The organism is Streptomyces sp. 2P-4, assembly GCF_030167965.1.
Lineage (GTDB): Bacteria > Actinomycetota > Actinomycetes > Streptomycetales > Streptomycetaceae > Streptomyces > Streptomyces globosus_A.
Map to the genome: position 1 here is coordinate 300709 of NZ_CP095012.1, position 25021 is coordinate 325729.

The following is a 25021-nucleotide window of genomic DNA, read 5'->3' on the forward strand; positions in this document are numbered from 1 at the left end:
GCCCCGGGTCCGGGCCGAAAGTCCCGGACCGACAGGCGAATTGGCCCGCCGCGGTTTGGCCGATATTCGATCGGGCGGGCCCCCGGAACCGGTCAGGCGACCTGGGTAGGGAATTCCGTACGCTACGGTAACTTCGCTGTCCGTCACCAGTGACGGCCCTCAGCCATTTACCGACCGGAGCCACTGACCTTTCGAAGGCCCGGCGGATCGCCATGGAGGGCGAATATGAGTACCACCGAGCGCCGCAGCCGAATAGAGGCCCTCGGCGCCTTTCTTCCCGCGGGACGCGAGACCAACGACGAACTCCGCGCGAAGGTGCCGAACCTGGGCGACGCGGACGTCCGCCGGATCACCGGCATCGCCGAGCGCCGCGTCCACGACCCCGACCCGGCCGCAGGCGAGGACTCCTTCGGGATGGCCCTCGCCGCCGCCCGCGACTGCCTGGCCGTCTCCCGCCACCGGGCGGCCGACCTCGACGTCGTCATCAGCGCGTCCATCACCCGCGTGAAGGACGGCAGCCGCTTCCACTTCGAGCCGTCCTTCGCCGGGATGCTGGCCAAGGAGCTGGGGGCCCGGCCCGCCGTCAGCTTCGACGTCTCCAACGCCTGCGCCGGCATGATGACCGGCGTGTGGCTGCTGGACCGGATGATCCGCTCCGGCGCCGTCCGCACCGGCATGGTCGTCAGCGGCGAGCAGGCCACCCGCGTCGCCTGCACCGCCGCCCGCGAACTGCGCGACTCCTACGACCCGCAGTTCGCCTCCCTCTCGGTCGGCGACTCCGCCGCCGCGGTCGTCCTCGACGAATCCACCGGCCCCGCCGACCGCATCCACTACATCGAGCTCATGACCTGCGCCGAATACTCCCACCTCTGCATGGGAATGCCGAGCGACCGCAGCCAGGGAATCGGCCTCTACACCGACAACAAGAAGATGCACGACCGGGAACGCCTCAAACTGTGGCCGCGGTTCCACGAGGATTTCCTTGCCAAGAACGGGCGCTCCTTCGAGGACGAGGAATTCGACCACATCATTCAGCACCAGGTCGGCACCCGGTTCATCGAGTACGCCAACCGGACCGCCGAGGCGGAGTTCGGCACGCCCATGCCGCCGTCCCTCCAGACCGTGGAGCAGTACGGCAACACCGCGACCACCTCCCACTTCCTGACCCTGCGCGACCACCTCCGCCGCACCCGCGCCGCGGCCGGCGACGGCACCGGCCCGGATCGGGACCGCGCTGCCACCGCCGGCGCCAAGTACCTCCTGGTGCCCGCCGCCTCGGGACTCGTCACCGGCGCGCTGTCCGCCACCGTCACCCACGCAGGGGCGTGATCCGCCATGGGCATTGTCATCACCGCATCCGCGACCGCCACCCACACCGACCCCGGCACCCCCGCCTCCGCAGCCGACCTCGCCGGGCGCGCCGCCCGCCGCTGCCTCGCCCGCGCCCGCGTCTCCCCGTCCGCCGTAGGCGTCCTCGTCAACGTCGGCGTCTACCGCGAGAACAACACCTTCGAACCGGCCCTCGCCGCCCTGGTCCAGAAGGAAACCGGCATCAACCCCGACTACCTCGCCGACCCCCAGCCCGCCGCCGGCTTCTCCTTCGACCTCATGGACGGCGCCTGCGGCGTCCTCAGCGCCGTCCAGGCCGGCCAGTCCCTCCTCGCCACCGGCACCACCGAGCGGCTCCTCATCACCGCCGCCGACGTCCACCCCGGCGGCGACGCCTCCCGCGACCCCGACTACCCCTACGCGGACCTCGCGGGCGCGTTCCTCCTCGAACGCGACGCCGACCCCGGCACGGGCTTCGGGCCCGTACGCCACTACGGCGGCGACCGGCCCACCGACGTCGCGGGCTACCTCGACCTCGACACCATGGGCACCGGCGGACGCTCCCGCATCACCGTGCACCGCACCCCCGGCCACGAGCAGCGCACCGCCGAACTCGCCGCGGCCGCGGTCGCCGCGTACACCGCCGAGTTCGGCCTCGACACCGGCCGCACCCTCGTCATCGGCCCGGACGCCCCCGCGGGCGCCGGCGGCGATCCGGGACGCGGCCGGCCGCACACCGCGGCCCCCGTCCTCGGCTACCTGCACGCCCTGGAACACGCCCGCCCCGAAGGCGTCGACACCCTCCTGTTCGTCACCGCCGGCGCCGGACCGCGAGCGGCCTGCGCCTCCTACCGCCCGCAGGGATGGTGACCGCCATGCCGACCACGACCGCCACCCCGGCCGGAGCCCGGCCCGCAGCCGCCGACGACCTCGGCGCCCACAGCCTGGCCGGCCTCCTCGAACGCAACGCCCGCGCCTTCCCCGACAAGCCGGCCGTCATCCACCCGGTCGGCGGCCCGCGGCGCGACGGCGCCCGCCCCGCCTACCGGACCCTCACCTACGGCCGGCTCCAGCAGACCGTTGAGGAGCTCGCCGCCGGCCTGGTCCGCGCCGGCATCACCAAGGGCACCAAAACCGTCCTGATGGCGCCGCCCGGACCCGAACTGTTCGCCCTCGCCTTCGCCCTCTTCCGGGTCGGCGCCGTGCCCGTCGTCGTCGACCCCGGCATGGGCGTCCGCCGGATGCTGCACTGCTACCGCACCGTCGGAGCCGAGGCGTTCATCGGGCCGCCCCTCGCGCACGCCGCCCGCCTCCTCGGCCGCCGCACCTTCGCCGGGATCCGCGTCCCCGTCACCCTGGGACGGCACCGCCTCGGCAGGGCCCGCACCCTCACCGCCTTACGGACCCTCGGCGCCGAGGGCGGCGCGGCCGCACCCGTGGCCGCGGGCCGCGACGACCTGCTGATGATCGGCTTCACCACCGGCAGCACCGGCCCCGCCAAGGGCGTCGAGTACACCCACCGCATGGCCCTGTCCATCGCCCGCCAGATCGAGGCCGTGCACGGCCGCACCCGCGACGACACCTCCCTGGTCACCCTGCCGTTCTACGGGGTCCTCGACCTCGTCTACGGCTCCACCCTCGTCCTCGCCCCGCTGGCCCCCTCCCGCGTCGCCCAGGCCGACCCCGCGCTCGTCGTCGACGCGCTCGAACGCTTCGCCGTCACCACGATGTTCGCCTCGCCCGCCCTCCTCGGCCCCCTCGCCGCCCACCTCGGCGCCGCCGCCCCCGGCCGCCACCCGCTGCCCGACCTGCACTGCGTCGTCGGCGGCGGAGCACCCGTACCGGACACGACGGTGGCCGCGCTGCGCCGCGTACTGGACCCGCGGGCCCGCATCCACGTCACGTACGGGGCGACGGAGGCGCTGCCGGTCACGTCGATCGAGGCGGAGGAACTCCTTGGCCCGGCCGCGGACGCGGACGCGGCCCCCGGCGGTGGCGGCGGTGGCGGCGGTACGGCGGCACGCGCCGCCGAAGGCGCCGGAACCTGCGTGGGACGCCCCGTCCCCGGCATCCGCCTCGCCATCCTGCCCGTCACGGACGGCCCGCTGCCCCGCCCCGCACCCCACCTCCCGGCGGGCCGGGTCGGCGAGATCGCCGTCCGCGGCGACTGCGTCAGCCCCCGCTACCACCACTCCCCGGACGCCGACCGGCTCCACAAGGTGCCCGACGCCGCCGACCCTGCCGGCCCCGCCTGGCACCGCACCGGCGACCTCGGCTACCTCGACGACGACGGCCGCCTCTGGTTCTGCGGCCGCTCCGCGCAACGCGTCCGCACCGAGCACCGCGACCTCCACACGGTCCGCTGCGAGGGCGTCTTCAACGCCCACCCCCAGGTCCGCCGCACGGCCCTGGTCGGCATCCCCGCAGCCCCGGACAGCGGCTGGGGCCGCGGCGGACGCACGACGACCCGCAGCGGCACCGCACGCGGCACCGCCCAGAGGACGATTCCCGCCCGCGCCGCCGCGGGCAGCAGCGCACACACGAACACCGACACCGCCCGCCGCACCGCCGAGGGCGGCACCGCCGCTGGCAGCGCGACAGCCGCCGGCGGCTCAGCGCCCGGAGGGCCATCCGGCACCGCCCCCGGCGGTGCGCCCGCGGACCCGCGGCGGGACCGCCTCCGCCCGGTCGTCTGCGTCGAGACCGTCGACGAGCACCTCGACGACGCCGCCTGGCAGCGCCTCACCGCCGAACTGCGCGCCCTCGCCTGCGCTCACGCACCGACCACCGGCGTCGAGGAGTTCCTGCACCACCCCGGCTTCCCCGTCGACATCCGGCACAACGCCAAGATCGGCCGCGAGGAGCTCGCCCGCTGGGCCGAACGCCGCCTCACCCCTCCCACCTCCCCGACACCCCGCCGGCGCGCCGCCCGGCTCGTCCCGCTCGCCGGGTGGGCGTACCTCGTCGGCGGCGCCGTATGGGCGGCGGCCGTCGGCGTGCCCGAAGCGCGCCTGCCGCGCCTGCTGTGGTGGGCGGACGCCGTGCTCAGCACGGCCGGGCACGCCGTCCAGATCCCGCTGGCCCTGCCCCGGGCCCGCGCGGCCGGCATCCGCCGCCCCGCCGCCGTCGGCCTGACCATGCTCTACGGGGCGACCTGGTGGCGGCAGCTGTGAAAATCCTGATCACCGGAGCCACCGGCTTCCTCGGGGGCCACCTCGCCGACGCCTGCCTGCGCTCCGGCCACGGCGTACGCGCCCTCGTCCGCCCCGGCAGCGACACCGACCGGCTGCGCACCCTGCCCGGAGTCGAACTCGTCACCGGCGACCTCACCCGCCCCGACTCGCTCCGGCGCGCCGCCGACGGCTGCGAAGCCGTCCTGCACAGCGCCGCCCGCGTCGTCGACCACGGCACCCGCGCCCAGTTCACCGAGGCCAACGTCACCGGCACGCTGCGGCTGATGGACGCCGCCCGCGCCGCCGGCGCGCGCCGGTTCGTGTTCGTCTCCAGCCCCAGCGCGCTGATGCACCTGCGGGAGGGGGACCGGCTCGGCATCGACGAGACCACCCCCTACCCCACCCGCTGGTTCAACGACTACTGCGCGACCAAGGCCGTCGCCGAACAGCACGTCCTCGCCGCCGACACCGCCGGCTTCACCACCTGCGCCCTGCGGCCCCGCGGCATCTGGGGGCCGCGCGACCACGCCGGGTTCCTGCCCCGCCTCATGGGCGCCCTGCACGCGGGACGCCTCCCGGACCTGTCGGGCGGCAGACCTGTCCTGGTCTCCCTCTGCCACGTCGACAACGCGGTCGACGCCTGCCTGCGGGCCGCCGTGTCCGCCCCGGCGGAACGCATCGGCGGGCGCGCGTACTTCGTCGCGGACGAGGAGACGACCGACCTGTGGCCGTTCCTCGCCGACGTCGCCGCCCGCCTCGGCTGCCCGCCGCCCGCGCCCCGCATCCCGCTGCCCGCGGGCCGGGCGCTCGCCGCGGCGGTCGAGGCGGTGTGGCGGCTGCGCCCGGACGCCGCGGCCCGGGCCCGGACGAGCCCGCCGATCAGCCGGTACATGATGGCCCTGCTGACCCGTTCGAGCACGTACGACACGACGGCGGCCCGCCGCGACCTCGGCTACACCCCCGTCCGCACCCGGGAGGACGGCCTGGCCGGCCTGACCCGCTGGGTCGCCGCGCAGGGCGGCGTCGCGTCCTGGACGGCCCCCCGCCCCCGCCCCGCCCACACGCACACCCCGGACGCCACACCCCCGGCCCCGGCACGCGCCCCGCACCCGCCGGCAGAAACGGCACCAGGCGGCGGCACCGCCGGACCCCGTACCGCAGCCGCACACACCGCGGCCCGCCCGCGCCGGCAGCACGCCGCCCCCGCCACCCCGCGCAGCACCGCCCACCCGCACACCGGCCCCGCAGCGGACCCCGCCGAACACCCGGCCCCGCACCCTCCGGCCGACACACCGCCGGGCTCTGCACCTGCCTCCGGTACTGCACCTGCCTCCAGTCCTGCGCCGGCCTCCGGTACGAGCCCGACGTCCGCTCGCGGCCCCGCCGACATCCCGTCCGCTGCCGCGGGCCGCGGCCGCCGCGCCGCACGCGGTCCCGCGGGACAGCCCAGGCCCCCCGGCACGCCGCGCCGCGCACCGGCAGAGCCCGAGAGCGACGACTCCGGCCGCCCCGCGCACGGGACCCGCCCCACCGGCACCACACGTGCCGGAGCCGCGCGGCCCGCAGACGCCGGCGGAGGGGCGGCGCCCGGAGGGGGGACGCCGCGTCACGGATCCACCGATCCGGCCGGACCCGCCGGCCGAGAGGACACCTCACGATGACCACCAGCACACCGCACCCGCCCGGCACCTCGAACCAGCCGGAGCAGCCCCGCACACCCGCAGCCTCCGACGAGGCGGGCCCGCAGAACACTTCAGGCCCGTCGGAGGCGCCCCGGCCGTCCGCCGGGTCCGGCACACCCGCCCCGCCGGAGGAGGCCCGCACGCCCGGCGGTGTGTACCGGCGGCCCGTGTCGCCCACCGAGCGGCTCTACCTCGCCGCCGGGCAGCCGCGCGGTGCCATGGCCCTGCGGATCGTCGTCGAAGGCGACGGCCTCCCCGACCCCGACCGGCTCCGCACCGCCGTCGCACGGGCCGCGCAGACGTGCCCCGGCTCCCGGCTCGTCCGCAGCGGCCCCCTGTGGACGGCCGGGGGCCCGCCGCCGCACGTCCTCCACGCGCCCCCCGCCCGGGGCCGGTTCGACGTATCGGACCCGCACACCGCCCGCCTCCTCACCGACCGGTCCGGCCCGGCGGACCAGCCGGGCTGCGAGGTGCTCGTCGTGCCCGGTGCCGGAGGTGCCCGCACCACCCTCGTGTTCAGCGCCTCGCACGCCCTGATGGACGGGCACGGCGCCCTCACCTGGGTGCGCGAGGTCTTCCGCGCCCTCCGCGGCGAGGCCGCCCGGCCCGCCGCCGACCCGTCCACCGACCTCGGCGTGCTGCGCCGGCTCGCCGCCGACCAGGGCGGCCGACCCCGCCGGCGGCCCGCGCCGCTGCCAGGGCGGCGCTCCCCGCTCGGCCCCGCCGCGGCCGCCGGCTCCCCGTCGCAGACGCTGTGGCTGCGCCGCACCCTGCCCGGCCGGCACCCCGCGCTCACCGCCCGGCTCGCCCAGGCCGTCGCCGACACGGCACGGCTCGACACGCGCGCCATGGTCCCCGTGGACCTGCGCCGCCACCTCCCGCACCTCGCCGCCGCCACCGGCAACCTGACCCTGCCCCTCTTCCTCGACCTGCGCCCCGGCCAGGACTGGGCCGCCGCCCACACCCGCCTGCTGACCGCGCTCACCGCGGGCGGCGAACTCGCCGCCGGGTTCGAAGCCGGGCTCGTCCGCCGCCTGCCCGGCCCGGCCCTCGCCGCGCTGCTGCGCGCCGCGCAGTCCGCCGCCGTACGCACGGACCGGCACCTGGCCTCCGCCGTCGTCTCCCACCTCGGGCGGCTCGACACCGGCGGGCTCTCCGGCGGCGGGTTCACCGCCGCCACGGCCTACGCCCTGCCCGCGCACGCGCCGCTGGTGCCGCTGTCGTTCGCCGTCGCGGAGACGGCCGACACGACCGAGATCACCCTCGGCGTCCGCGCCGCCGACCCCTCCCTGCCGCGCCGCGCCCCCGCCTTCCTGGACGCCGTCCTCGACCGGCTTCTCGCAGGCGGCGCCGACACTCGTACGGGCGCCCCGGCCGCCCCGGCTGTCCCCTCCGCCCAGGCTGCCCCGGCCAGCGCGACTGTCGTCGACCTGTTCCGCGCGCAGGCCGCCCGTACCCCCGCGGCCGTGGCCCTCGACGGGCCCGCCGGACCGGTCACCTACGCGGAGCTGGACCGGCGTTCCGACGCGGTCGCCGCAGAGCTTGTGCGGCGCGGAACCGCCCGCCAGGACCTCGTCGGCCTCGTCGTGGACCGCACCCCGGAGGGCGTGGCCGCGCTGTGGGGGATCCTCAAGGCCGGCGCCGCCTACGTCCCCCTCGACCCGGCCCACCCCGGCCCGCGGGTCCGCGGCGTCCTCGCGTCCTGCGGCGCCCGTCTCACGCTGACCCGGCGCCACCTGGTCCCCGGACTCGCCGGGTTCGTCCCCGGCGAGCTCCTGGCCGTCGAGGACGTGCCGACGCCCGCGCAGCCCGCCGACCCCCCGGCTGCGGCCGGCACCGCACCGGCCCCGGGCGACCTGGCGTACGTCATGCACACCTCCGGCTCGACCGGCCGCCCCAAGGGCGTCCTGGTCGAGCACCGCGGGCTGGCCGCCTTCGTCCGCTGGATGACCGGCCTGTGCCGCGTCGGCGAAGGCACCCGCTTCGGCTTCGCCTCCTCCTACGCCTTCGACATCTCCTGCTTCCCGCTGTTCCTGCCCCTGCTGGCCGGCGGAACGGCCGTCCTCGCCCCGGAAGCGCCGTCCCCCGCCGTGCTCCGCGCGCTCGTCGCCGAACACCGGGCCGACACGCTCGCCCTGACACCGTCCCACCTGGCCCTCCTCGACGGCGACGGCGGCGGCCGCCTGCGCACCCTCCTGCTCGGCGGCGAGGAACTGACCCCGGCGGCCGTCCGCTCCGCGTACGCCGCCTTCGGCACCGGCTGCCGGCTGATCAACGGCTACGGGCCGACCGAGGCCACCGTCGCCTGCCTCGCCCACGTCGTGGACGACACCGAGACGGGCCCCTCGCTGCCGCTGGGCACACCGGGCCCGGACCTCCGCGTCGACCTGGTCGCGGAGGACGGCACGCCCATCGGGTCCGGCCCGCAGGACGCCGGCCGCGTCGGCGAGATCGTCGTCCACGGCGTGCAGGTGGCGCGCGGCTACCACCGCCCCGATCAGGCGCCCGCCGAACCGGCCGGCGCCGGCACGCCGTTCGCGACCGGGCCCGACGGGATGCGCTCGTACCGCACCGGCGACCTCGGACGCCGCCTCCCGGGCGGCGGCATCGCCTTCGCAGGGCGGGCGGACGGCCAGGTGAAGGTGGCCGGCCACCGCATCGAGCCCGCCGAGATCACCGCAGCCCTGGAGGCACACCCCGGCGTGGCCCGCGCCGCGGTCACGACCCGGCGCCGACCGGGCGCACGGGGCCCGGTCCTGTGCGCGTACGCAGTCCCCGCCCGCGGCACCACGGCCACAGCCCCGGCGGCCGCCGACCCGGCGGCCCCGGCCGAGTCCGGCCCGGCGCCCTCCGCCGGTGCGCCCTCGGCGGACGAGCTCCGCGCCCACCTGGCCGGGATCCTGCCCCGGCACCTGATCCCGGCGCACGTCCTGACCGTCGCAGCCCTGCCCGCCACCGTGAGCGGCAAGACGGACTTCGACGCCCTCCCCGACCCGTTCGCCGGAACCGCCGCCCCACCCACGGCCGAGCCTCCCGAGCCTCCCGAGCCTCCCGAGCCGGCCGGCACCGACCCCGGCGGCAGCCCCGCGGCGCTGCACGCCCGCGTGGCCCGCCACTGGGCGACCGTCCTCGGGGTCGACGCCTCCGCGCTGACCGCCGACTCCGACTTCCAGGCGCTCGGCGGCGATTCGCTCGCCCTCGTCGAGATGCTGAGCGCCGTCAGCGCCGACCTGCTCACCCCGGACCAGGCGCGCCGCCTCACCGAGGACCTCGCCGTCCTGGTCCGCGACCTGACCCTCGGCCGGGTCTGCGACCGCCTCACCGCCGTACGCGAAGGAACCACCGCATGATCTTCGTCGGAGAGGGCGCCCTGCTGCGCCGTGCCGTCTCCCACGCCGCCGCCGGAGGCCACCGCGTCGACCTGGTCTGCTCTTCGGACCCGCTCGACGCGGCGGCCGCCGGCCCCGGCACGGCGCACCTCGCCGCGGCCGACGTCAACGCGGCGGCCGCCGACCTGGCGGCGGCCTGCACCGACGGGGTCGTCTGGTCGGTCAACAACCGGCAGGTCTTCCGCGCCCCGGTGCTGTCGCTGGGGCTCCGCATCGTCAACGTCCACAACGGGCTGCTGCCGCAGCACCGGGGACTGCCGTCCGCCGCCGTGGTGTTCGCGCTGCTCCACGGGGACACCGAGTACGGGGCCACCGTGCACGAGGTCGACACCGGGATCGACACCGGCCCCGTGCTCGCCGAGCAGCGCTTCCCCATCGGGCCCGCGGACCGCTTCCACGAGGTGATGCTGCGCGGCGTCCGCGCCTGCCAGGCGCTGTTCGAGCAGACGCTGCCTGCCGTGGCCGCGGGCGAACGGCCCCCGGCCGCCCGGCCGAACCCGCCGGCCGCCGCAGGGCCGGGCGCGTACTACGGGCGGCGGGCCCTCGCCCGCCTCGGGGAGCACCGCGGCTCCCCCTCCTTCGCACGCGCCACCGACCTCGGCCCCTTCGCGGTCCACGCCCCCGAGGTCGCCGAGGCCCTGCACCGCGTAGGACCCTGAGCCGGGGCGGCCGCCCGGCCTCCCGTATGCGTACGGGAACTTCCTCCGCAGCAAACGGGGTTGGGCCGCCCCGCGACCCGATGCCATGATCGTTCCGCGGCGCGCGACCCGGCTGCCGGCCGACGGCCCGGGGCGTACCGCAGCGGACCCACAGGAGGGACCCGGCGTGCGCCGACTCGTCTACTACATCGCCACCACGCTCGACGGCTTCATCGCCGGCCCGGACGGCGCCGACCCGACCGGTCCGAACGGCTTCTGGCCGATCGCGGAGGACTACATCGAGCACCTCGTCGCCGAGTACCCGGAGACTCTGCCCGTCCATGCCCGGCAGGCGCTGTCCGTCACGGCCGAGGGCACCCGGTTCGACACCGTCCTCGAAGGGCGCCGCACGTACGAGATCGGCCTTGCGGCCGGCATCGCCGACGCCTACCCGCACCTGCGGCACCTCGTGTTCTCCCGCACCCTCACGGAGCTTCCCGACCCGGCCGTCGAGCTGGTCTCCGGCGACCCGGTGGCGACCGTGCGCGAGCTCAAGCAGCAGGACGGCAAGGACATCTGGCTGATCGGCGGCGCCGAGCTGGCCGGATCCCTGTACGCGGAGATCGACATGCTGGTCCTCAAGGTCGCCCCGCTCACCCTGGGCGACGGGATCCCGCTGTTCTCCCGCAAGGCGGTCTTCGACCCCCGCACGTGGACGCTCGCCGACCACACGGTCCTCAAGAGCGGAGCGGTGTTCCTCACCTACACCCGCACCACTGCCTGACCCCAGGGCGGCCCGGGCCCGCCCGGTGCGGGCGGGCCTACCGGCCGGAGGGAGCCGCCGGCCCCCGGGCGATCACGACGCCGGCTTCCCGGCGCCAGCCCAGCGAGGAGTAGAGGCGCCGCCCCTCCTCGCTGGCGATGAGGAGACCGGTACGGGCGCCCTGGGCCACGGCGGCCTCCGCCAGAGCGCCCATCACGGCGCGTCCCAGGCCGCGTCGCCGGTGCGCCGGGTCCGTCTCGATGCGGTCGGCGACCGCGTCGGCGCCGACCACGGCGACGGTGCCGCGCGCCGCCACCTCTCCGGAGGGGTGGCGGAGGGAGACGGCCGTGACCGGTCCGTCGGTGCGGACCTCGCGCTCGTACGGTGCGGCGGGCGCGTGCTGCGGGTGTCCGCCCAGATCGGCCGACATGAGCCACTCGGACCGGTGGAGCAGCTCCAGCCCGGCGGCGTTGACGACGGCTTCGACGGCGTCCGGGCGCTGTGTGGGCACCGTGAGCCAGGTGGTCTGCCTCGCGGCGGCCACGGCTGCCGCCAGCCGTGTCAACGATGCGGGGTCCTCGTCCGCGCGGAGCGCGAACACCTCGACCTCGCGGCCGGGTTGGTCGCATCTTGACCGCAGGCCGTCCCCGGCTGACCCGACCGACTCGGCCTCGGGCAGGGAGCGGGCCGCGGTCCAGCCGTTCAGCCAGCGCCGTATCAGCTCTGATTCGATCTTCGCCATCCGGCGATTAGAGCATGACCGCAACGGGTCGTGGGGCGAGCGGCCGTCCCCCGCCGCCGTCCGCTGACGGGTCCGGTTTGCCGCCGCGCAGGCCGCCCGCTCGGCTTCACCGACACCGACGGCACCCAGCCCGACTTCGCCGTCCACTGGGCCGACGCCCTCGAACCGGTCCACGGCCCCCTCGGCGAGCCGCTGTAGCCGCCGCCGGCCACCGCGTCGTCCCGGGCCCCGGTGCCCGGGCGCGCATCCGGCACCGGCATCCTGGTGCCCGGCGGGCCGACCGCCGGGCGGGCGGCGGAACGCCCGTACGCGCACGAACGACCGGAGAAACCAGGATGCAGGACGCAGACCGCTGGCTGAAGCGCTTCACCCCCGCAGCCGGCCGCACCCCCGGCACGGCGGCCTACGCGCCCGTCACCGGCTTCCGCTCCCGTGTCGTCTGCCTGCCCCACGCCGGCGGCGCCGCCCCCGCCTACCAGCCGTGGGCCCGCCACCTGCCGGCCGACACCGAGCTGTTGGCCGTCCAGTACCCCGGCCGCCAGGAGCGGCTCGGCGAGCCCTGCCCCGACACCCTCGGCGAGCTCGCCGACGCGGTCGCCGCCGCCCTCGCCGCGCTCCCCGCCCTGCCCACCGTCGTCTTCGGCCACAGCATGGGCTCGCTCGTCGCGTACGAGACCGTCCTGCGGCTCGCCCGGCACGCCCCGCAGGCCCTGCCCGTCCGCCTCTTCGTCTCCGGCGCACCCGCCCCCGTACGCGACCGCACCAACCTGCCCGCCCTTGACGACGACTCCCTCCTCGCCTACGTCCGCGACCAGGGCGCCGCCCAGCCCGAGGTGTACGACATCCCCGAACTCCGCGAACTCCTGATGCCCTCCCTGCACGGCGACTTCGGGCAGCTCACCCGGTACCGCCCGGCCCGCCCCCTGGCCCGCGTCCCCGTCCCGGTGACCGCGCTCGGCGGCGACTCCGACGCGGGCTGCCCGCCCGAATCCCTCGCCACCTGGGCCGAGGCCACCACCGAGGACTTCACCTCCCGCATCTTTCCCGGCGGTCACTTCTACCTCCAGGGCCGCGAGGACACCCTGGCCGGCCTGGTCACGACCGCCCTCCGCGCGGCGGCCCGCTGACGGCGCCGTCCGGCCCCGGGCGCCGGTCGCGCCGCCGCAGGCCACGGCGTACGTTCCCCCGATCGCGTGCGCCCGGAGGGGGCCGGGTCCACCGCGCCCGCCGACGCCGGATCCGGCCGCTGCCTGCGCCGCGCCGCGCCGCGGAGGCCGCGGGCGGCCGAGGCCGTGACCGATCGGAGCGGCCGCCACCGGCCGAGGAGCAGGGGACGGGGGCCCGGGGAACACCACCGGTTCCCCGGCCCGACGGGCGGCAGCCCCAGGTGAGCCCCCGGCCCGGCTACCCGGCTGCTGTGGCCGCCGTCGCCGCGTCGGCCGGGTGGCCGGCGGCCGCCTGCGGGCCGTCCGGGATGTGGAGGACCGCTGCCGCGCCCGCCAAGACCGCCGCCCCGAGAGGGAAGCAGCCCTGCTGCGGCACGGTGTCGGTGCGCGCGCGGGCCGAGTCGGCCTCGGGGGCCGGAGCCAGCCCCCACGCGGCGCCCTCCGCCCGGCGCTGCAGCAGCCCCTCGTACGTGTCGGGCTCCGGCTCGCCCAGGCCGATCGCCGCGCTGCGGCCCAGGCTGCCCGCGACGAACGCGTACTCCGCCCCCAGCAGGGCCCCCACCACCGCGCCGGCACCGGACCAGGTGAGGTCCGCGTCGCCCAGCCGCATGCTGCTCGGCGGCCGCTGGAGGTGCAGGTTGTGCGCGGACACCAGCGTCGGGCCGCGCCCGGCCTCGGCGGCGCGGATGGCGAGCAGGTTCTCCGCCATCAGCCCGTCCCGCACGGCCAGCAGCCCCCGCAACCGCTCCGGCCGGTCCATGGGCCGCGCCGCCTGCCGGTGGTAGCGCAACAGGCCGCGCCCGGCGGCGAGGTGCACGCCCGCCCGGTGCCACTCCTCCCGCGACGTGGCCGCGATCCGCTCCGGGGCACGGGAGTACAGTGCGCCCCACAGGTCGTCGGCGAGCGCCAGCAGCGCCGCGGCCGCCGGCTCGGCCCCCGGCGAGGCCGCCGCGTCCAGCACCGCCTCCGGCCGGCTCCACCGCCCGTCGTCGCCGGCCAGCTCCGCGAGGTCGACGCCGAGGTCCAGGCCCAGGTGGGCGCGGGCGTGCTCCAGGTAAGGCCGGGGGCTGGGCGCGCTCATGGACTCCGTCGGCGCGTCGAAGCCGTGGAAGGCGAGCCGCTCCCGAGGGGGCCGGCTCCGGTTGTACGCGTGCATCCAGGCGACGAGCCGCCGGTTGGCCGCCGACTCACCCCAGCCGTGGCTGAACCCCTCGCGCATCACCGCGTCGAGGGTCCCCTGCCCCTTGCGGACGTAGTCGTCGACGGCGAGCGCGGCCACCCGGTCGACCTCCAGGGCGACCGACCGGAAGCCGAGCCCGACGAGCTGCTCGAACAGGTCGTTGCGGACCCACCCGAAGGCGGGTTCGAGGTGCGTCGGCTCTCCCAGGCCCAGCAGGCCGCACGACGCAGGGACGAATTTCCGGATCTCCCGACTCATCATGTCCCGCAAGCGTATCTTTGAAAGCTCGGTGGAGGCTTTGCTCCCCATCCGCCTTGGATAGAGGGCCTCTCCGTTTCCAAAGTCTCAAACAGCAGGGAAGCGATGCGCCCAGCCGACCTGGCCCGCGGCCACGGCCTCTCCACCCAGGCCGTCCGCAACTACGAGCGCGACGGGTTCCTCCCGCCCGCCGAGCGCACCCCCAGCGGCTACCGCGTCTACACCACGCTGCACGCGGCCGCACTGCGCGCCTTCCTCGCGCTCGTCGCCGCGTACGGGCACCAGCCGGCCGGCCGCATCATGAACGCCGTCCACCGCCACGCCCTCGACGACGCCCTCGACACCGTCGACCGGGGACATGCCCGGCTGCTGCGCGACCGGGAGACCCTCGCCGCCGTACGGCAGGCCGTCGGCCACCTGGCGGCAGAGCCGCCCCCCGCCCCCGACCGGCCCGCCCCCGAGCAGCCCACCTTTGCGCGGCCCGCCCGGGCCGGCGGGCCCCTGACCGTCGGCGAACTCGCCCGCCGGCTAGGCGTCACCCCGGCCACCCTGCGCAACTGGGAGGCCGCCGGCATCCTCGACCCCGCCCGCGATACCGGCACCGGGTACCGCGTCTACCGCGAGGCCGACGGACGCGACGCCGAACTCGCCCACCTCCTGCGGCGCGGCGGCTACCCCCTGGACCGCATCGCCACCGTCGTCCGGCAGATCCGCGCGACCGCCGGCACCGGGGCCGCCACCGGCCCGGGTGCCGACGCCCTCACCAGCGCCCTCGACGACTGGCAGCGCCGACTCACCGCGCGGGGCGTCGCCATGCTCACCGCGGCCGCCCGGCTCGCCGACTACCTGGCCTTGCGCGACGGCCCCGCCCGGCTGGACCCCGCCGCCGCACAGCCGCCCGCCGGATGACCACGCCCTCTCGGCGCCCCGTCACGGGCCGTCGAACTCCGGCAGGGACGGCGCATGGCGGTACCACCGGGCGATGGCCGGGTGCGTGAACGACCACCCGTCCGGCCCGGCCCGCAGCACCTCCTGCGCGGCGGCCTCGTCGAGCAGCCGGTACACCGCGTCCGGGGGCAGCCCCCACAGGGCGAACCGGGACGAGACGACCGCCCGGATCCAGTGCCCGGTCACGGTGCTGCCCGCCAGGAGCGGCACCAGCAGCACGAAGGCGGCCGAGGCGGCGAGAACGAGCGCGGAGCACAGCAGCGTCGCCGGGAGGTCCCCGACGACCCACAGCCTCCCCGTAGGGCGCGCCGTGTGGTCCGCGAACCACGAGCTGAAGCCCAGCAGCATCGCGGCCCCCGTCAGGAACAGGACGTCCACGACCGAATCCGACACCGCCACCGCGAACAGCAGCACCAGCCCGCTCGGAACGCCCTTCAGCAACCCCTGCCAGACCCGCCCGACCGGATCGCCGCGCGGCGCCCGCGGATCCAGCCTGTGCCGCTGGTACGCGTACCAGGCGAACCCGGCAAGCACGCCCAGCAGGAACCACGCCGGCCCCTGGTCCGAGTCGGACGTGCCGTACGCAGACCCGTAGTACGAGTCGTCGGCCCGGCTCACGGAGTCGTCCAGGCTCAGCATCAACCACACCAGCACGCACATCAGCGCCGCATACGCGCCGGCCAGCCACCGGGACGGCCGCCGCCCGCAGTAGAGCACCCGCAGGTCGCCGACCGGCCCGCCCTCCTCCTTCTCCCGGAAGGCCAGCAGCCGCAGGGCCGTGTGGCGGCGCTGCTCGCGGAACGGCCCCCGGTGCTGGCGGTACGGCAGGTACGCCCCGAACAGGTGCCGCACCAGCCGGAGTTGCAGCGACTCCTCCGTCGCGTCCTCGGCGACCAGCTCCGCGGGGTCCGCGCGCCCGTCCGTGTACAGCAGCCGGGCGGCGCCGGCCAGGGTCGGGTCGGCGAGGACCGCGGCGGCCGGCAGGTCGGGCCGGGCCGCGAGCGCCTCCAGCACCCGCGCCCACTCCCGCTGCTTCGTACGGGAACGGGAGCTGCGCTGGATCCACCCGTCGAGGTCGTCGACGCCGAGGGGGCGCAGCCGGACCCCGGCGCTCCCGGCGATGACGGTGTCGGTCCGCTCCACCGTGTCGGTGAACTCCGCCCAGCCGCTGACCAGGACGAACGGGGCCTGCTCGGGCAGCCGGTTGAACAGGTGCAGCGCGCAGGCCCGCTGGCGCAGGGTGAGACTGTCGAAGTCGTCGAGGATGGGCAGCAGGAGGTGCCTGCCGAGCAGGGTGCGGACGTCCTCGGCAGTGCAGCAGGTGAGCGCGCCCGCGATCCAGGCCAGCAGGTCGTCGACCGGGCCGGGCTGGGGGCGCCAGCCGCGCAGCGACACCAGCACGGGCACCGCCCCCGCGCCCGCCGAGGTCAGCAGCCGGGTGCCGAGGTGCCGGGCGAGCTGGGTCTTGCCGGAGCCGCGGTCGCCCAGGACGAGCAGGCGCCGCCCCCGGGCGAGGGCGTGGACGTCGGCGATGTCGTCGTAGCGCCCGTCGAGGTTGGGGGCGTCGGGGCCGGCGTCGGTGAAGTCCGGGCTGACGGTGGTGTAGCGCAGGGGGATCGGCGCCGGGTGGGCGGACACGCCCCAGGGCCGCCGGTCGGGGGCGAGGGTCCGCCAGGCGTCCCGTTCCAGGGAGCCGGGGCCCGGGCCGTCCGGGCCGGCGGCCGCCTGCCGGTCGGACGGGACGGCGGCGGGGTTCGCAGGGACGGCGGGGTCCGCGGGCCCCGCCGTCCCTGCCCGGGCGGGGATCGGGATCGGGGGCGGCCCCGGCACGCCGCCGGCGGCGGCGAGGGGGCCCGTACGCGGGTCGGAGCGGAGGCCTGCGCGGGGGGCTGCGGGAGGGGCGAGGTCCCTCGGGCCGGGCGGCGGCTCGGCGGCCGGGCCCTGCTGCGGCGGGACGACCCGGGCCCACTGGTGCTCCGCCCGGGCCCGCGCGTAACGGGCCTGCCACAGGTCGAGGTTGGCCTCCGGGTCGCACGCCTGCACCCACGCCCGTACGAGCTCCCAGCGCGGCAGGCTCCGCCCCGACGCGGCGGCGCTCAGCGCCCCCTTGCTCCAGTTGACGTCCGTGGAGAGGCGGGCCAGGGTCAGCCCGGCCGCGGCACGGAGCCCGCGCAGTTCCCGCGCGAGCTCCGCCAGGGCCGGGACGCTTGTGTCGAGCGGCTGTTCGGGCCGCCCGCGCCGTCCCGTCGCCATGTCGGCCGCTACCGGCCGGCCGGCGGGACGACGGGGCCGGCACCGTCCGTGCCGCCGTCGCCGGAGATGCGGCGGGCCAGCTCCAGGCCCGTCGTGGTGACCATCACGATCACCGCGAGGGACGTTCCCGGGTCCTGGCCGAGCACGGCCAGGACGGCGGTGACCACGGCCACCACCACGACGACGACCACCTTCACGCGTACGGGGGAGGGGCGTACGCCCAGCCCCGGAACCCAGCCAACGGAAGCCACGGACATTCCCATCACGGAATCCTCCGATCGAAGCAACGGTCCGGATCGAGGTGCGAAGCGCCTGCGCGGGCCCGCAGTTGGCGCTGCGGGCAGCCGCTCGGCGGCCGGAAGCCGACGGGCGCCCACCCACCATGCCCGAACGCCGCCCTCCCCGGCATTGGCCCGAAAAATGCCCCTATAGCCCGCTGTATCCACTGATGCCGGACCCAGTGAACATGCCGCCGCCCGGGCCGTCCGTCCGTGAACTATGCGCCTGGCGATACGTCCTCCGAGGTCACGGCCACCCTGGGGGCGGGGCAGCGTTCACGAAGAAGAGACCGCACTGAACAACACCCTCTGTCGCGCATACTGCCCTCGGGGGCGCATCCGTGAAGATTCGCGCCCCCTCCCGCGGGAGCCGACGGTCCGGATCCGCGCATCGGCGGGGGCCGTTGGCGCGGCCCCCGCCCCTCCGCCCCGCACACCGAAGACCCGCCGGGGCGTACGCCGGCACCCGCTCAGGCGGGAAGGCCGGTGCCAGTGCCAGTGCCGCTGCCGGCGCCCGGCAGGCCCGGCAGGCCCGGCGCGGCCGGTGCCTCCGGCGGTGCCCCGGCCGGATCCGCGGGCCGACGCGAGGCGATGCCGCGGGCCCGCGCCATCCGGTCGATGACCAGGCAGAACACCGGCGCGCTCACCAGCTCCACGACCAGCGCCTGCCACGGCGCGTCCGCGGCCGTCCCGGCGTCCGCCAACTGCCCCAGGGCGAGCGCCAGCCCGAACGACAGGACGTTGTTCGCCGTGTGCATGGCGATCACGGCCTCCAGCCCGCCGGTCCGCAGGACGAGCCACCCCCACCACAGCGCCGAGTACAGCAGCAGGAAGAAGCCGCTCCACCCGCCGAACCCGTGCGCCAGCGCGAACAGCACGGACGCCACGCACACCCCGGGCCAGGGGGAGCGCAGGAAGCCGCCGAAGAACTGGACGAGCCAGCCGCGGAAGATGAACTCCTCGGCCGCAGCCTGGAAAGGCACCAGCGCCGCGAACAACACCAGCCCCACCAGCAGCCGCGTCATCCCGGGGACGTCGCCCTCGAAGACCTCGTCCCCGGCCGCGAGCCACTCCCACAGCACGAGGACGCCCATCTGCACGGCCATGACCGCGAACGCCACGGCCGCGCACAGCCCGAGCCAGCGCCACCGCATCCGCCCGGCCACCGACACGACCGTCCCCGGCGGCCGCCTCCCGCACCACAGCACGCCCAGCAGCACCGCCGGGATGCCGAGCGCCAGGCCGGTCAGCGCGAGCGCCTGGTCGGCGAGCGGGTCGGCCAGCAGCCGGTCGCCTCCGTCCTCGGGGGCGGGGCCGAACCCCAGCGCCTGGCCGACCGCCATGCCGATCCCGACCAGCAGCACCATCGCCACCAGGAACAGCCCGGCCACGACGGCGAACTCGCCGAGGCGGTGCCAGGCGCGCTGACGCCCGTTTCGGGCCTGCTCGTGGTACTGCGTCCCGGCCGGCGCGGCGACCCGCCGCGGCGGCTCCGGCTGCACCGGCGGCCACCCCCAGGCCGCGCCGGGATGCGCATACGGCCCGCCGTGCGGAACGGCGGCGTAGGGCTGCCCGCCCTGCGCGCCCCCGTGATACGCCTCCCCGCCCCCGAGCGGCGGGGCCCCGGGGTACGCCTGCGGCCCGCCGGGGTGGGCCTGCGGCCCGGCCGCCGGCCCGGGGGGCGCCCACGGGTCGCCCGCCGATCCGGGAGGTGCCCACGGGTCGCGGCCCTCCGGCCGCTCCCGCGCGGCATCCCCTGCCCGGCCCGGCTCCGATATCTCCGACACGGCCGAAGCCCCTTTCACTCGCCTCGCCCCAGGACACCGCGATCACCGGGCCCGGCACGGCACACGGCCGCCCCGGCACCCTAAGCGATCACCCCCGCGCCCCTCCGCCGCCGGCCCGCGGGCGGGGGAGCGCCTACCGGGGGAGCACCCACCGGGGAGCCGCAGCGCGAGGCCGTCGAGGACGACCTCCAGCCCGTACGCGGACTCCGCGTCCCGCAGCGCGGCGGGATCGGCGCCGGCGGCGGCCGCAGGGGGCCGTCCCGGGCGCCCGCACCCGCCTGCCCGGCGCCGCCCCCGCCGGTGCGGGCCGCCTGCGCGGGCACGGGACGGGGCCCGGTCCGGATTCCGGTCGGGTCCGGTAGGTTGCCTGGCATGAGCACATCCCCGCCGTCCGGACCGCCCCACCCCCTCGGCGGGCAGCAGCCTCCCCCCGGTTCCGGTTTCGGGCCGCCGCCCGGCCCGCCCCCGCAGCAGCCCTGGGCCTTCCCGCCCGCGGCCGCGTCGCCCGCGGCCGCGTCGGCCGCGCCGCCGATGCCCGCCGTGCCGCCGTTCCCGCCCGGGGCCCCGTCCCGCCGCGGCGGCGCAGGCCGCACCCTCGCGATCACGGCCGGCGTCCTCGTCCTCCTCGGTGTCCTCGCCGTCCCCGCCCAGAAGGTCCTCGGCGCCGTCTCCACCAGCGCGTTCCCGCCGGCCGAGCACATGCTGACGGTCCCGCAGCACCTCCTCGGCGGCCGGTACACGCTGACCGACGACGAATCGGCGGCGATGAAGGAGGAACTGGCCGGCGAGGCCGTCCGGCGCGACCCCACCATCCACGACCCCCGGCCCGCCGTCGGCCGCTACAGCGGCTCCGCCGGGAAGAAGACCGCGGTGCTGTCGTTCTCCGGGCTGTACGGGCAGTTCAAGCACCCGGAAGCCGTCCGCGACTCGATCCTGCGCGGCGCCCGGACCTCCGAGGGCGCGGCCGAAGCCGGTCCGCCGCAGCTCTTCCGGCCCGCCGGCTCCGAGGTCGCCGTCAGCTGCCAGGTCCTGACGCTCACCGAGGAGGGCGCCAAGTCGACCGTCCCGGTGTGCGCGTGGGGCGACGGGAACACCGCCGCGTTCGTCGGCTGGGTCCTCCCGGACACCGTCGGCCGCGCCCCCGACGCGGTCGACCTGGCCGGCTTCGCCCGCCTGACCCTCGACGTCCGCGCCGAGACCCGGCGCCCCCTCACCCGCCCCTGAGCCGACCGCTGCCGCGGCCCGCCCCCGCCACGGCCTGTATGGCGCCCCGACCCTGCTCCAGTTGATCGCCCCGCCCGGGCGCGGCATCTGACGGCCCGACCGGGGCCGGGGGCCGCCACCCGCCGGGGGTGGCGGCCCCCGCGCGTCCCCGGGCTCCCGGTCGGGCGAGCAGACCGTGCCCGCCGCAGGCGGCGTACAGAAGCGGAATCCGCGGGCGGTCCCCTCGCAGGGTTCCGGACGGCCGCCCGACCGGATTCCGGCCCCCACTTCAAGGGCGCCCTAGCCGGACCTTAAGGGACGGATAACAGGGCGCCCACATCGCTTCCGGAGCCCGGAAGCGGACGGATTCGCGCTTAGGGTCACTGGCGTTGACCGAGGCACATCCGATGCCGCCGCCGTCTCCCCGGCGGATCGCCTGTTCACCAAGAGGTTCCTGATGTCCCGTAAGCGAATTGCCCTGGCCTGCGCGGCCGTGGTCGTCGGAGCGGCCTCCGTCGCCGTCCCCGTCGCAGCGAACGCCGGAGAGGACGGCGGGCTCGGCGCCACCTGCCGCATCACGGAGCAGTCCACCGCGTGGTGGGCGTCCGCCGAAATCTCCGTCGCCAACAAGGGGGACCGGCCCGTACGGGACTGGACCGCCCGGTTCGAGCTGTCGCAGGGCCAGGCCACCATCGACAACCCGTGGGCGTACGAACTCCGCCAGGACGGCAAGCGCGTCACCGTCAAGCCCATAGCCGACCGGGCCGACGTCGCCGCCGGCGCGACCCGGGCCGTCAAGGTCGGGATCAACCCCGCCGGCAAGGCCATCCCCAAGATCAGCGGCTGCAAGGCGACCGGCCCCGACAGCGGCAGCGGCAACGGGACCGGCACCGACGCCAAGGTCCCCGCCGACAGCGGCTCCTTCGTCAAGGACCACACCGCCGTCCACCTGATGTGGAAGCCGCCGGCCGGCGCCGCAGACACCGACCGCTACGAGGTCTTCCAGAACGGCAAGCGGCTCAAGACGGTGACCGGCACGATGACCGACATCGAGAAGCTCGCGCCCGGCACCCGCTACACCTTCAAGGTCCGCACCCTCCGCGCCGACGGCAGCACCTCCGGCTTCAGCAAGGACATCGTCCTCACCACCCACGCCGCACCCGGCCAGGACGCCGCGAAACCGGTCATCCCCGCCGACCTCGAAGCCACCGCCTCCGGCCCCTACCAGGCCACCCTGCGCTGGCACCCGGCCACCGACGACGTCGCCGTCACCGGCTACCGCATCTACCGCAACGGCACGCGCGTCCAGGAAGCCGACGCCAAGGCCGACACCGCCACCGTCTCCGGCCTCACCCCGAGCACCGCCTACCGCTTCAAGGTCACCGCGGTCGACGCCTCCGGCAAGGAGTCCGAGCCGACCCGCGAGGCCGGCGTGACCACGGCACCGGCACCCGGCGGCGGCACGGGCGGCGGAGGTACGGGCGGCGGCACGGGCACGGGAGCACCCGGCGACTTCACCGCCACCACCTCCACCAAGCAGGACGGCCCCGTCACCCAGCACTACCTCAACCTCGCCTGGTCCGTCCCCCGGAACCTCGGCCAGATCACGACCTACCAGGTCTACCTGAACGGCAAGCCGGCCCAGACCTTCATGTGGGGCACCGCCACCCCCGTACTGCCCGTGCCGACCACGAAGGGCACCCGCGAAGTCCTCGTCGGCTCCCACCCCGGCACCACGTACACGGTGAAGATCCGGGCGCGGCTCGGCGACGGCACCTGGGGCGCCTTCTCCCGCGAACTGACCGTCAAGACCGGCGGCTGACCTGCGGCCCCGCGCCCCGCGCCCCGCGGCCCCGCGCCCGCCCGACCCACCCAGGCACACACCAGGAGCACCCCGCATGAGCACCGCCCCGCACCCGACGACCTCCCCCACCCCCACCGCAGCCGCCCGGGCGCCCCGCCGCCGGACCGCGGCCCTGCGCCTCACCGCCCTCGCCGTCCTCCCCCTGGCCGTCACCACCCTCGGCACCGGCCCCGCCGCGGCGCACGGCGCGACCTCCGACCCCGTCAGCCGCAGCGTGGCCTGCACGAAGAACCGCACCGCGACCGAAGCCTGCCGCCTCGCCCTCGCCGCGAGCCCCGCCATCCCCGGCGACTGGAAGTCGATCGTCCAGGGCCGCGCCATCGACCACAGCACCCCCACCTCCTCGCCGCAGCACCGCGCCCGCATCCCCGACGGCAAGCTGTGCAGCGCCGGCAACGCCCAGTTCTCCGGCCTGGACCTGCCCCGCGACGACTTCCCCTCCACGACCCTGCCCGGCGGCGCGGAGTACGACCTGCGCTACGACATCAGCGCCCTGCACAACCCGTACCGCATGGAGATGTACGTCACGAAGGACGGCTACGACCCGAAGAAGCCGCTGAAGTGGTCCGACCTGGAGGACACCCCGTTCCTCAGCGCGGACAACACGGCGGCGACGGCGGCCCCGTCCGGGTACCTCGGCTCCAAGGCGTTCACGTTCAAGGCGGTGCTCCCCCAGAAGAAGGGCAAGCACCTGATCTACACGATCTGGCACGGCCTGAAGAAGCCCGACGGCTCCTTCCAGAGCGAGGAGGCCTTCTACTCCTGCTCGGACGTCACCTTCAGGTAGCCCCCGAGACCGAGGGGGGAGGGCCGGCCACCCCACCGCCGCCCTCCCCCCTCACCTTGGCCGCCTAAGGTGTGTCCGTGAACCACCTGGACGACCAGCCGCACGTGACCCTGCTGTGCCGGGACGACACCTCCGTCGGAGTCCGCTTCGGTGACCGGTCCGCACCCGACGGATACTGCGTGCAGTACGCGGTGGACCTGTGGGCCCCGGGCATGACCGCCCGGCTCGACGGCGCCGTGGCCTGGGTCCGCGGCAGCGACCTCGCCCCCTTCCTGGCCGGGCTGGCCGAGGACTTCCGCGGCTGGGACGGCGAGCGGACCTGGCAGACCCACGACGGCGACCTGACCGTGACAGCTGTCCACCGCTCCGGCGGGCACACCGGCCTGACCTGGACGCTGCGCCCCTGGCGGCTGTCGGCGGGCGGCTGGAGCGCCTCGGCGACCACGTGGCTGGAAGCCGGAGAGGGCATGCGCTCCTTCGCCGCCGATATCGGCCACTTCCTCGCCTGGGAACCCGCACACCCGTAGGCCGGGCCCGCAGAACCCGGCCACCGCGGACAAGATCGACATCAGAGTGTAGAGCCCACTGAACGCGACATCCGGGGCATCGGGGATGCTGGTCCTCCGCACGGTCGCGAAAGGGGCGGCGTTCATGGTGACTTGGCAGGACCAGTTACGGACGGCCCGCACCTGGCGGGACTACCGCCAGGCTCTCCACACCTTCTGGATGGACGGCCTCGACGTCGACACGCTCGGCGAACTGGGCCGGACGATGGCCGAAAGGGCCGCGGCATTCGACGGGCACGCCGGCGCCAATGGCTTCGACCGGGTCCTCGACCGGACCCTCCCCGACACCCGGCCGGACTGGGCAGAGGTCGAGTTGTGCGTACGAACCCGCGCGGAGCACCGCCCGGGCGAGGACGCCGCCGGCCTCGTCGCCCGATGGGCCGAAGGCTACCGCGCATGCGGAGGCGACCCCGGGCCCCGCACACCGCAGCACCGGGCAGCGCCAGGGGGGCGGAGGCGCCGGGCGGCCAGGACCGCGGCGGTGCTGCTGCTCGCTGCCGGGGGCATCGCCGCCGGCGCGTTCCAGGTCGGGGACTGGTGGAGGGACCGGCAGGGCCCGGCCGGCAACACAGCGGGCTCCGGGGAGTCGCCCATCCCCGGGAGCACTTCCGAAGGGACCGACGGAAACCGAAGCCGCCCCTCCAGCCCGCCGAGCCCCAGCCCCGACTCCGCCCCGCCCCCGTCGGCCGACGGCGGCGGACCCCGTTCGTTCGCCGCCGTGATCAGGTGGTCCGACGACGGTGCGAACGGCACCGACCCCTCACCGAGGGTGTGGGCCTACGACTCGCCCACCGAAGGCGGCGAGGCGCACCACAACGGCTTCTACGAGCCGGACCAGCACTTCCACGTCCAGTGCCAGGTCACCAACGGCCGGGTCTTCCCCCTCGGCGACGCCTACCAGGGCCCCCGCCGCGAGGGCGTCTGGTACCGCGTCCAGCCCGGCAAGTGGGTCCCCGCTGCGTACGTCGACGCCGTCACTGCTCCCCTGCCCGCCTGCTGACCCCCACCCGCACCC

At 76.5% G+C, this 25021-nt stretch carries 19 protein-coding genes and 1 pseudogene; 15 read left to right on the top strand and 5 right to left on the bottom strand.

Going from position 1 to position 25021, the window contains the following annotated elements:
• Positions 1 to 225: 225 nt before the first annotated feature.
• The 7 genes from MUK52_RS31980 (at position 226) to MUK52_RS32010 (ending at position 10995) form a co-directional block, all read left to right on the top strand.
• On the top strand, positions 226 to 1329 hold the full coding sequence (locus tag MUK52_RS31980) for a 3-oxoacyl-ACP synthase III family protein (RefSeq protein ID WP_284581915.1): 1104 nt from the start codon (positions 226 to 228) through the stop codon (positions 1327 to 1329).
• Positions 1330 to 1335: 6 nt separating this feature from the next.
• Positions 1336 to 2199, top strand: coding sequence for a hypothetical protein (locus MUK52_RS31985; RefSeq protein WP_284581916.1), 864 nt, complete (start codon positions 1336 to 1338; stop codon positions 2197 to 2199).
• A 5-nt stretch (positions 2200 to 2204) separates the two neighbouring features.
• A complete protein-coding gene (locus MUK52_RS31990) occupies positions 2205 to 4502 on the top strand; it encodes an AMP-binding protein (RefSeq protein ID WP_284581917.1) in 2298 nt (765 codons plus the stop codon).
• A complete protein-coding gene (locus MUK52_RS31995; RefSeq protein ID WP_284581918.1) occupies positions 4487 to 6163 on the top strand; it encodes an NAD-dependent epimerase/dehydratase family protein in 1677 nt (558 codons plus the stop codon). Before MUK52_RS31990 ends, MUK52_RS31995 begins: the two co-directional genes overlap by 16 nt.
• Positions 6160 to 9534: a non-ribosomal peptide synthetase gene (locus tag MUK52_RS32000; RefSeq protein WP_284581919.1), complete on the top strand. Its 3375-nt coding sequence runs from the start codon at positions 6160 to 6162 to the stop codon at positions 9532 to 9534. The genes MUK52_RS31995 and MUK52_RS32000 overlap by 4 nt, the downstream gene beginning before the upstream one ends.
• Complete coding sequence (locus MUK52_RS32005; protein WP_284581920.1) at positions 9531 to 10232, top strand: formyltransferase family protein; 702 nt, start codon at positions 9531 to 9533, stop codon at positions 10230 to 10232. The genes MUK52_RS32000 and MUK52_RS32005 overlap by 4 nt, the downstream gene beginning before the upstream one ends.
• A gap of 166 nt (positions 10233 to 10398) precedes the next feature.
• Complete coding sequence (locus tag MUK52_RS32010; protein WP_114059303.1) at positions 10399 to 10995, top strand: dihydrofolate reductase family protein; 597 nt, start codon at positions 10399 to 10401, stop codon at positions 10993 to 10995.
• A 37-nt stretch (positions 10996 to 11032) separates the two neighbouring features.
• On the opposite strand, the gene MUK52_RS32015 is transcribed toward MUK52_RS32010, so the two are convergent.
• Positions 11033 to 11716: a GNAT family N-acetyltransferase gene (locus MUK52_RS32015; protein WP_114059304.1), complete on the bottom strand. Its 684-nt coding sequence runs from the start codon at positions 11714 to 11716 to the stop codon at positions 11033 to 11035.
• Positions 11717 to 11818: 102 nt separating this feature from the next.
• Here MUK52_RS32015 and MUK52_RS32020 point away from each other — a divergent pair.
• Together MUK52_RS32020 and MUK52_RS32025 are read left to right on the top strand one after the other, a co-directional pair.
• A pseudogene (locus MUK52_RS32020) lies at positions 11819 to 11914 on the top strand (short-chain dehydrogenase); the annotation flags it as partial.
• A gap of 137 nt (positions 11915 to 12051) precedes the next feature.
• A complete protein-coding gene (locus MUK52_RS32025) occupies positions 12052 to 12843 on the top strand; it encodes a thioesterase II family protein (protein ID WP_114059305.1) in 792 nt (263 codons plus the stop codon).
• A gap of 277 nt (positions 12844 to 13120) precedes the next feature.
• Here MUK52_RS32025 and MUK52_RS32030 read toward each other — a convergent pair whose 3' ends face one another.
• Positions 13121 to 14320 (bottom strand): erythromycin esterase family protein, encoded by a 1200-nt coding sequence (locus tag MUK52_RS32030; protein ID WP_114059492.1) that lies wholly within the window; start codon positions 14318 to 14320, stop codon positions 13121 to 13123.
• A 105-nt stretch (positions 14321 to 14425) separates the two neighbouring features.
• Here MUK52_RS32030 and MUK52_RS32035 point away from each other — a divergent pair, with 105 nt between their 5' ends.
• Entirely contained in the window at positions 14426 to 15229 is an 804-nt protein-coding gene (locus tag MUK52_RS32035) for a TioE family transcriptional regulator (protein ID WP_284581921.1), read from the top strand.
• 21 nt (positions 15230 to 15250) lie between these two features.
• Here the strand turns inward: MUK52_RS32035 and MUK52_RS32040 are convergent, their stop codons facing one another.
• From MUK52_RS32040 to MUK52_RS32050, 3 genes are all read right to left on the bottom strand, one after another.
• Positions 15251 to 17521 carry a helix-turn-helix domain-containing protein gene (locus tag MUK52_RS32040; protein WP_284581922.1) on the bottom strand — a complete coding sequence of 757 codons (2271 nt, stop codon included), beginning with the start codon at positions 17519 to 17521 and terminating at the stop codon, positions 15251 to 15253.
• An 8-nt stretch (positions 17522 to 17529) separates the two neighbouring features.
• Complete coding sequence (locus MUK52_RS32045) at positions 17530 to 17772, bottom strand: hypothetical protein (protein ID WP_284581923.1); 243 nt, start codon at positions 17770 to 17772, stop codon at positions 17530 to 17532.
• 497 nt (positions 17773 to 18269) lie between these two features.
• Positions 18270 to 19301 carry a CPBP family intramembrane glutamic endopeptidase gene (locus MUK52_RS32050; RefSeq protein ID WP_114059309.1) on the bottom strand — a complete coding sequence of 344 codons (1032 nt, stop codon included), beginning with the start codon at positions 19299 to 19301 and terminating at the stop codon, positions 18270 to 18272.
• A gap of 657 nt (positions 19302 to 19958) precedes the next feature.
• On the opposite strand from MUK52_RS32050, the gene MUK52_RS32055 reads away from it, so the two are divergent.
• The 5 genes from MUK52_RS32055 to MUK52_RS32075 all read left to right on the top strand — a co-directional run bounded on the left by MUK52_RS32055 (position 19959) and on the right by MUK52_RS32075 (position 25006).
• Complete coding sequence (locus MUK52_RS32055; protein WP_284581924.1) at positions 19959 to 20810, top strand: hypothetical protein; 852 nt, start codon at positions 19959 to 19961, stop codon at positions 20808 to 20810.
• A gap of 436 nt (positions 20811 to 21246) precedes the next feature.
• Positions 21247 to 22611: a fibronectin type III domain-containing protein gene (locus tag MUK52_RS32060; protein WP_284581925.1), complete on the top strand. Its 1365-nt coding sequence runs from the start codon at positions 21247 to 21249 to the stop codon at positions 22609 to 22611.
• A gap of 76 nt (positions 22612 to 22687) precedes the next feature.
• Positions 22688 to 23440: a lytic polysaccharide monooxygenase auxiliary activity family 9 protein gene (locus MUK52_RS32065; protein WP_246043010.1), complete on the top strand. Its 753-nt coding sequence runs from the start codon at positions 22688 to 22690 to the stop codon at positions 23438 to 23440.
• A 77-nt stretch (positions 23441 to 23517) separates the two neighbouring features.
• Positions 23518 to 23967, top strand: coding sequence for a DUF6228 family protein (locus tag MUK52_RS32070; protein WP_284581926.1), 450 nt, complete (start codon positions 23518 to 23520; stop codon positions 23965 to 23967).
• Positions 23968 to 24091: 124 nt separating this feature from the next.
• On the top strand, positions 24092 to 25006 hold the full coding sequence (locus MUK52_RS32075) for a hypothetical protein (protein WP_284581927.1): 915 nt from the start codon (positions 24092 to 24094) through the stop codon (positions 25004 to 25006).
• Positions 25007 to 25021 lie beyond the last annotated feature (15 nt).

Bases quoted from the DNA above. Each gene is read 5' to 3' on its own strand.
- MUK52_RS32060 (WP_284581925.1), top strand. From the start codon at position 21,247: ATGTCCCGTAAGCGAATTGCCCTGGCCTGCGCGGCCGTGGTCGTCGGA.
- MUK52_RS32075 (WP_284581927.1), top strand. From the start codon at position 24,092: ATGGTGACTTGGCAGGACCAGTTACGGACGGCCCGCACCTGGCGGGAC.
- MUK52_RS31990 (WP_284581917.1), top strand. From the start codon at position 2,205: ATGCCGACCACGACCGCCACCCCGGCCGGAGCCCGGCCCGCAGCCGCC.
- MUK52_RS32035 (WP_284581921.1), top strand. From the start codon at position 14,426: ATGCGCCCAGCCGACCTGGCCCGCGGCCACGGCCTCTCCACCCAGGCC.
- MUK52_RS32000 (WP_284581919.1), top strand. From the start codon at position 6,160: ATGACCACCAGCACACCGCACCCGCCCGGCACCTCGAACCAGCCGGAG.
- MUK52_RS32065 (WP_246043010.1), top strand. From the start codon at position 22,688: ATGAGCACCGCCCCGCACCCGACGACCTCCCCCACCCCCACCGCAGCC.
- MUK52_RS32025 (WP_114059305.1), top strand. From the start codon at position 12,052: ATGCAGGACGCAGACCGCTGGCTGAAGCGCTTCACCCCCGCAGCCGGC.
- MUK52_RS31980 (WP_284581915.1), top strand. From the start codon at position 226: ATGAGTACCACCGAGCGCCGCAGCCGAATAGAGGCCCTCGGCGCCTTT.
- MUK52_RS32005 (WP_284581920.1), top strand. From the start codon at position 9,531: ATGATCTTCGTCGGAGAGGGCGCCCTGCTGCGCCGTGCCGTCTCCCAC.
- MUK52_RS32040 (WP_284581922.1), bottom strand. From the start codon at position 17,521: ATGGCGACGGGACGGCGCGGGCGGCCCGAACAGCCGCTCGACACAAGC.
- MUK52_RS31985 (WP_284581916.1), top strand. From the start codon at position 1,336: ATGGGCATTGTCATCACCGCATCCGCGACCGCCACCCACACCGACCCC.
- MUK52_RS32055 (WP_284581924.1), top strand. From the start codon at position 19,959: ATGAGCACATCCCCGCCGTCCGGACCGCCCCACCCCCTCGGCGGGCAG.
- MUK52_RS32030 (WP_114059492.1), bottom strand. From the start codon at position 14,320: ATGAGTCGGGAGATCCGGAAATTCGTCCCTGCGTCGTGCGGCCTGCTG.
- MUK52_RS32015 (WP_114059304.1), bottom strand. From the start codon at position 11,716: ATGGCGAAGATCGAATCAGAGCTGATACGGCGCTGGCTGAACGGCTGG.